This is a genomic window from Pseudomonas sp. P7548 (assembly GCF_013386585.1).
In the GTDB taxonomy this organism is placed as follows: Bacteria; Pseudomonadota; Gammaproteobacteria; order Pseudomonadales; family Pseudomonadaceae; genus Aquipseudomonas.
The window spans coordinates 87294-94414 of sequence record NZ_JACARO010000063.1; the positions used below are offsets into that span (position 1 = coordinate 87294).

8 protein-coding genes are annotated in these 7121 nt (G+C 61.5%); 2 read left to right on the forward strand and 6 right to left on the reverse strand.

Features of this window, described 5'->3' with window-relative positions; all coding sequences use genetic code 11:
- Window positions 1-49: 49 nt before the first annotated feature.
- The 5 genes from dgoD to HX803_RS23655 all read right to left on the reverse strand — a co-directional run bounded on the left by dgoD (window position 50) and on the right by HX803_RS23655 (window position 4236).
- Window positions 50-1198 (reverse strand): galactonate dehydratase, encoded by a 1149-nt coding sequence (gene dgoD, locus HX803_RS23635; protein WP_178923977.1) that lies wholly within the window; start codon window positions 1196-1198, stop codon window positions 50-52.
- Between the two features lie 48 nt (window positions 1199-1246).
- Window positions 1247-1867: a 2-dehydro-3-deoxy-6-phosphogalactonate aldolase gene (locus tag HX803_RS23640; protein WP_178923979.1), complete on the reverse strand. Its 621-nt coding sequence runs from the start codon at window positions 1865-1867 to the stop codon at window positions 1247-1249.
- Window position 1868: 1 nt separating this feature from the next.
- Window positions 1869-2828 carry a 2-dehydro-3-deoxygalactonokinase gene (locus tag HX803_RS23645; RefSeq protein ID WP_178923981.1) on the reverse strand — a complete coding sequence of 320 codons (960 nt, stop codon included), beginning with the start codon at window positions 2826-2828 and terminating at the stop codon, window positions 1869-1871.
- A 96-nt stretch (window positions 2829-2924) separates the two neighbouring features.
- Complete coding sequence (locus tag HX803_RS23650) at window positions 2925-3254, reverse strand: DOPA 4,5-dioxygenase family protein (protein WP_178923983.1); 330 nt, start codon at window positions 3252-3254, stop codon at window positions 2925-2927.
- 31 nt (window positions 3255-3285) lie between these two features.
- Window positions 3286-4236: a LysR family transcriptional regulator gene (locus tag HX803_RS23655; RefSeq protein WP_178923985.1), complete on the reverse strand. Its 951-nt coding sequence runs from the start codon at window positions 4234-4236 to the stop codon at window positions 3286-3288.
- 103 nt (window positions 4237-4339) lie between these two features.
- On the opposite strand from HX803_RS23655, the gene betC reads away from it, so the two are divergent.
- Together betC and choX are read left to right on the forward strand one after the other, a co-directional pair.
- The gene (gene betC / locus HX803_RS23660; protein WP_178923987.1) at window positions 4340-5854 is read left to right on the forward strand and encodes a choline-sulfatase; all 1515 of its coding nucleotides are present in this window, start codon (window positions 4340-4342) and stop codon (window positions 5852-5854) included.
- A gap of 18 nt (window positions 5855-5872) precedes the next feature.
- Window positions 5873-6787 carry a choline ABC transporter substrate-binding protein gene (choX, locus tag HX803_RS23665; protein WP_178923989.1) on the forward strand — a complete coding sequence of 305 codons (915 nt, stop codon included), beginning with the start codon at window positions 5873-5875 and terminating at the stop codon, window positions 6785-6787.
- Between the two features lie 125 nt (window positions 6788-6912).
- On the opposite strand, the gene HX803_RS23670 is transcribed toward choX, so the two are convergent.
- Window positions 6913-7121, reverse strand: a 209-nt coding sequence (locus HX803_RS23670; RefSeq protein ID WP_178923991.1) for a hemolysin III family protein, incomplete at its 5' end; no start/stop codon positions are given.

Below are 7121 nucleotides of genomic sequence, written 5' to 3' on the forward strand. Positions count from 1 at the left end.
TGGCAAGCCAGCTCCTACAGTGGATTCGGTTTCGTCAGGGAAAGGGTTATCACCACTCGGCAAAGCTGCCATCGGCATGGCGCCAGATCGGGTTGCGCCAGCGGTGGCCGATGGCCGCGCGTTCGATCACGTATTCCTCGTTGATCTCAATGCCCAGGCCCGGCCCGTTGGGGATCTTCACGAAGCCCTGGTCATAGTCGAACACGCCGGGGTCGCGCACGTAGTCGAGCAGGTCGTTGCTCTCGTTGTAGTGAATGCCCAGGCTTTGCTCCTGGATGAACGCGTTGTAGCAAGCCGCGTCCAGTTGCAGGCACGCGGCCAGGGCAATCGGGCCCAGCGGGCAGTGCAGGGCCAGGGCCACGTCGTAGGCTTCAGCCATGTTGGCGATCTTGCGGGTTTCGGTGATGCCGCCGGCATGGGACGCATCCGGCTGGATGATGTCGACGTAGCCTTCGCTGAGTACACGCTTGAAGTCCCAACGCGAGAACAGGCGCTCGCCCAGGGCAATCGGCGTGCTGGTCAGCGGCGCCAGCTCCTTGAGCGCCTCGTAGTTCTCGCTGAGCACCGGCTCTTCGATGAACATCAGCTTGTACGGGTCGAGCTCCTTCATCAGCACCTTGGCCATGGGCTTGTGCACCCGGCCATGGAAGTCCACGCCTATGCCGACGTTCGGGCCAACCGCGTCACGCACAGCGGCGACGTTGGCCAGGGCCAGGTCGACTTTTTCGAAGCTGTCGACGAATTGCAGTTCTTCGGTGCCGTTCATTTTCACCGCAGTAAAACCACGGGCCACGGCCTCTTTCGCAGCACGGGCAGTGTCGGCCGGACGGTCGCCGCCGATCCAGGAATACACGCGGATCTTGTCACGCACCTGCCCGCCGAGCAGGTCGCTGACGGACACGCCGAGGGCCTTGCCCTTGATGTCCCACAGCGCCTGGTCGATACCGGCCAGGGCACTCATGTGCACGGCGCCGCCCCGATAGAAACCGCCGCGATAGAGCACCGTCCAGATGTCTTCGATGTTGCGGGGGTCTTTGCCGATCAGGTAGTCGGACAGTTCTTCGACGGCAGCGGCGACGGTGTGAGCGCGGCCTTCGACCACGGGTTCACCCCAGCCGGTCACGCCCTGGTCGGTTTCAACTTTCAGGAAGCACCAACGCGGCGGGACGATAAAGGTCGTGAGTTTGGTGATTTTCATCTGTTATCTCTCTTGTAGATGCGGCGCCTGCAGGCGCAAGACTTGAAATCAGCTCAGGGCTTTCCAGGCGGCGACATAGGCCTGGGCACGGCTGGCTACCTGATCCACGGTCATACCCGGCTTGAACAACCCGGAACCCAACCCGAACCCTTTGGCGCCGGCGTCGATGAACACCTGCATATTGTCCGGGGTGATGCCGCCCACCGGCAGCAGCAAGGTGCCGGCTGGCAATACAGCCAACCATGCCTTGATCACCGCCGGGCCCATTTGCTCGGCAGGGAACAGCTTCAACACGTCGGCGCCTTCGGCCAGTGCGGCGAAGGCTTCGGTGGGCGTGGCCACGCCTGGCGACAAGAACAGGCCAGCGGCTTTGGCGGCACGCAACACCTTGGCATCGCTGTGGGGCATGACGATCACCTGGCCACCGGCCGCCTTCACGTGCTCAACCTGCTCTGGCGTCAACACCGTGCCCGCACCGATCAGGCAATCGGCGGGCAGGCTGTCACGCAGGGTGCGGATGCTGGTGTAAGGGTCGGGCGAATTGAGCGGGACTTCGATCACGCGAAAACCGGCCTGGTACAGCACGTGGCCGATGGCCTCGGCTTCGTCCGGGCGAATGCCACGCAGGATGGCGATCAAACCGTTTTGCGCGAGTGCTTGCTTGAGCATGTCAGGCCTCCGATACAGGTTGAGTGAGCCCGGCGGCCACGGCCAGTTGCCACAGGCCGCGCTCGGTGGCCTCCTGCGCCAGGCTGACATGGGCGAAGCCGAAGAGGGCGAGGGCGCGTTGATAACGGGCACAGAGCGGGGCGGCGCCGACCAGGATGATCGGCTGGTGTTTGGCGCTGTCGGGCAGGCCGGCAAGTTCATGGCCGATGAGCAAGCCGGACAAGTAATCGGGCTGCTGGTCAGGGGCAAGCTCACCGGTGAGCCCAAGGGTGCGGGCGCTGAACAGGGTGGATAGCACGCCGCGCTGGCCATCGTTGGAAAGCGCCACCTGCACGCCGCGATCAAAGGCTTGGGCCTGGAAGTGTTCGCACGGTTGCTGGGTGCGCCCCAGGATGCTGTGCCTGCTCAACACCGCAAACACCTCGCCGGTCATGAAGGTATCGAAGTGCGTGATGCGACCTTCGACCACCTCGACCCATTTGGAATGGCTGCCAGGCAGGCCGATCAACGCGTCGGCACCCAACCCTTGGAGCACGCCCAGCACCTGGGTTTCTTCGCCGCGCATCACATTGGGCAAGCCGACCTGCTCGATCACGCCAGGCACGATATGCACGTCCACACCGCGCAGGCTGCGCACCCGGTGCAACGCCTGGCCGAGGCTGGCGACATCGACAGGGGTGGTGCGATAGGCCGCTTCGCTCCAGCCCTGGGCGCTGCCGACCATGCCGCAGGCGATCACGGGCAACCCGGGTTCGGCGTCAAGCCAGTCGCCACACGCGGCATCGAACGCCAACTCGAAGCCATTGCTGCAACGCACACCGGCAATGTCCCGGGGCTCATCAGGCAAATGCATGATGCCCCACGCCAGCGAGCGCTGTTCCAGCACCACACCTGCGCAGCCGAGTTTATAAGCACGAAGGGAACTGGTCCCCCAATCGAGCGCGATCAATTGCGCCTGCATCGCTTCACCTGAGTTTTGAGCGGATGCAGCGAATATAAACCTACGCGGACGCAAGTCTCAATATATAAATATCAATCCCATATTTAGGGATAGCATTTAAGAAAAGGCTGACAGGTTCAGCTCCCGCATTGCCCCCATCCAGACGGCATAGTCGGTGTGATCCTTCAGGTCATCACCGGTTTCAGGGTGCAGAAACACCACCAGGCCATTGCGATGGATCACCAACCACGGCAGCACAACACCGATGTATTCAGGGTCGAACGCCAATTGGCAGCTCCAATCCGGGTGCGGCCCCACCGGGCGTTCGTGCACGCGGCCCATGCGCAGCGGAAAAAGTTTGGCGGCGTCTTCGCACAGGGTGCGCGCCTGTTCGAGGGTGCTGGCGTCGAAGTAGATATGGGCGTGATAGCCCTTGATACGTTGCATGACGGACTCCGGATCCACTATGCGCCAGATGCTAGACCGCAATGGACGGCAGGGCCAGCCCGGTCAACGACTGCGCGCTGCTGGCTTGCTCGGCCACCAGCCAGTCGACAAAGCGCTCGACCAACTGCCCTCGGCGTTTGCGTTGAGGCTGCACGACGTAATAGCCGAAGCGCGAGATTACGGTGTCGCTGACCGGCCGGCACAACCAACCCTGCTCCAGCAGGTTATCCACCAAGTGGCGCCAGCCAATGGCCACGCCCTGGCCGGCAATCGCCGCCTGGATCAGCAAGGTGTAGTTGTCGAAACGCAGTTGGCCCGGAGTGGGCGCGGCGCTGATGCCCAGCTCACGAAACACGCCGGCCCAATCGAACCACTGGCTGTTGTTTTCCTGGCGCAGGTGCAGCAGGGGAAAATCGTGCAAATTTTGCACAGTCAGCGCGGAGGTCTGTTCCTTGAGCCATTGCGGGCTGCACACCGGGAACACTTCCTCATTGAACAGCCACAGGCTGTCGCCTTGTTTGAAACGGCCGTCGCCAAACAGAACGGCCACGTCGATATCGCTGCGCAAGGTGGCGTGGTTGCGCTCGCTCGTCACCAGGCTCACATCCACCTGCGGGTTGGCCTTATGGAAGCGATGCAGCCGCGGCATCAGCCAATAGGCGGCGAAGGCGAAGTCGGTGGCGACTTGCAGCACTTCATGCTGATCCTGCTGAGTGATGAGGCTCAGGCCCTGGTTGATCCCCTGCAAACCGCCTTGCACATGCTCGAACAGCAACGCGCCGGCGTCGGTCAGTTCGATGCCGCGATAGATGCGATCAAACAGGCGGATCGCCAACTGTTCTTCCAGGCGCTTGATCTGCTGGCTGATGGCCGGCTGGGTGGTGCCCAGCTCCATTGCCGCCGCCGTAAAGCTGCGGTGACGCGCCGCCGCTTCGAACGCGCGCAGCAAATCAAGGGATAAATCGCCGAGGGCTTCATACATAAGCTGTGCTTATCCTAGACATTGCTTTTCATGGGCTTTACCCCACTTTTCATGGGCTGCATGCTCATTGGCATAAACACTGCCTATGGAATGCCGATAGATCATGAAGCGCAAGAACATTCTTTTCATCATGGCCGATCAAATGGCCGCGCCGTTGCTTCCGTTCTACGGCTCTTCACCCATCAAGCTGCCCAACCTCAGCCGCCTCGCTGAGCAAGGCGTGGTGTTCGACGCCGCTTATTGCAACAGCCCGCTGTGCGCGCCGTCGCGCTTTACCCTGGTGAGTGGCCAACTGCCGAGCAAGATCGGCGCCTACGACAATGCCGCCGATTTCCCCGCCGATGTGCCGACCTACGCCCACTACCTGCGCCGTCTCGGCTACCGCACCGCGCTGTCAGGCAAGATGCACTTCTGTGGCCCGGACCAGTTGCACGGCTACGAACAACGCCTTACCAGCGACATCTACCCCGCCGACTATGGCTGGGCAGTGAACTGGGATGAGCCAGACGTGCGCCCCAGCTGGTACCACAACATGTCCTCGGTGTTGCAGGCCGGCCCATGCGTGCGCACCAACCAGCTGGATTTCGACGAAGAGGTGGTGTTCAAGGCCCAGCAGTACCTGTTCGACCATATCCGCAAGGACGGCGATCAACCGTTCTGCCTGACCGTCTCCATGACCCATCCTCACGACCCGTACACCATTCCGAAGCCGTTCTGGGACCTGTACGACGACGCCGATATCCCTTTGCCTACGACGCCCGACCAAGCCAATCTCGACCCGCATTCCCAGCGCCTGCTCAAGGTCTACGACCTACGGGACAAACCGCTGCCGGTGGACAAGATCCGCGATGCGCGGCGCGCCTACTTCGGCGCCTGCAGCTACATCGACAGCAATGTCGGCAAGCTGCTGCAAACGCTGGAAGACACAGGCCTGGCGGACAATACGATCATCATCTTCTCCGGCGACCACGGCGACATGCTCGGCGAGCGTGGCCTCTGGTACAAAATGCACTGGTTTGAGATGGCCGCCCGCGTGCCGCTGCTGGTGAGTGCACCGGGGCAATTTGCGGCGGGCCGCGTGGGCAACGCCGTGTCCACCGCTGACCTGTTGCCGACGCTGGTGGAACTGGCCGGTGGCGAGCTGGACCCACGCCTGCCGCTGGACGGCCGCTCGCTGGTGCCGCACCTGCAAGGGCAGGGCGGGCACGACGAGGTCTTTGGCGAATACATGGCCGAAGGCACCATCAGCCCGCTGATGATGATTCGCCGTGGTGCCTACAAATTCATCTACAGCGAAGACGACCCTTGTCTACTGTTCGATGTGCACAACGACCCGCACGAGCGGGAGAACCTCAGCCAGTCACCGGAACACCGGGCACTGTTCGAGGCGTTTTTGAATGAGGCGCGAGCCAAATGGGACATCCCGGCGATCCACCAACAGGTGCTCGCCAGCCAACGCCGCCGTCGCCTGGTGTTTGAAGCACTGACCGAAGGAGAGCTGAAGAGCTGGGATCACCAGCCACTGGTCGACGCCAGTCAGCAATACATGCGCAACCATATCGACCTCGACGACCTGGAGCGCATGGCACGTTATCCACAACCCTGCCAAAACCAATAAATAAACAGAGGGAAGGCCATGCAAAAGTTGACGGTGATACTCGCAGCCCTGGCGTTGAGCAGCGCCAATGTGTACGCGGACACCCGCTGTGACACGGTGAAAATGGCCGATCCGGGCTGGAGCGATATCGCAGCCACCAATGCCATCACCGGTTTCCTGCTGACGGGCATGGGCTACAAGGCCAAGGTCGACACCCTGGCGGTGCCGATCACGTTTGGCGGGCTCAAGGACGGCCAGGTGGATGTGTTCCTGGGCAACTGGATGCCGGCGCAGCAAGGGTTCTATGACAAGTTCGTGGCCAATGGCGATGTGGTGCAACTGGCGAAAAACCTCGAAGGCACCGAGTTCACCCTCGCCGTGCCCGACTACGTGTGGGACGCCGGCGTACATGACTTTGCCGACCTGAACAAATTTGCCGACAAGTTCGACAAAAAGATCTACGGCATCGGCTCCGGCGCGCCAGCGAATATCTCGTTGCAGGACATCATCAAGAAAAACGACTTCGACCTGGGCCAGTGGAAGCTGATCGAGTCCAGTGAACAGGCAATGCTGGCCGAAGTGTCGCGAGCAGTGAAGAAACAGAAGTTCGTCACCTTCCTCGGCTGGACGCCGCACCCGATGAACGTGCAGTTGAAAATGCACTACCTCACCGGTGGCGAAAAGTACTTTGGTGACAAAGGCAGCGTGTACACCCTGACCCGCAAGGGTTATGCACAGGCCTGCCCGAACGTCGGCAAACTGCTGACCAACCTGAGTTTCACCCAGGACATGGAAAACAGCATCATGGCCGAGGTGGCCAACAACAAGGTCAGTAACGCCGACGCGGCGAAGGCGTGGATCAAGGCTAACCCGGCGGTGCTGGATAAGTGGTTGGAGGGGGTGAAGACCGTGGATGGCAAGGATGCATTGCCCGCAGTTAAAGCAAAACTCTAAGACCTGACGCAATTCAAATGTGGGAGCGGGCTTGCTCGCGAATGCGGCGTGTCAGTCAACAATTGCTTAGCTGAACCACCGCATTCGCGAGCAAGCCCGCTCCCACTTTTTGACCGGGCCGCCTATCAGAGCACGTAGTGCATGATTGCCACAAAGTGCAGCAGGCTGCCGCCGATGACGAACAGGTGCCAGATGCCGTGGGAGTGCCGCAGGCGATCTTCCAGGGCAAAGAAGATGATGCCCACGGTGTACAGCACCCCTCCGGCCGCCAGCCAGGTAAACCCCGCCGTGCCCAGCGCGGCGATCAGTGGCTTGACCGCCACCAGCACGATCC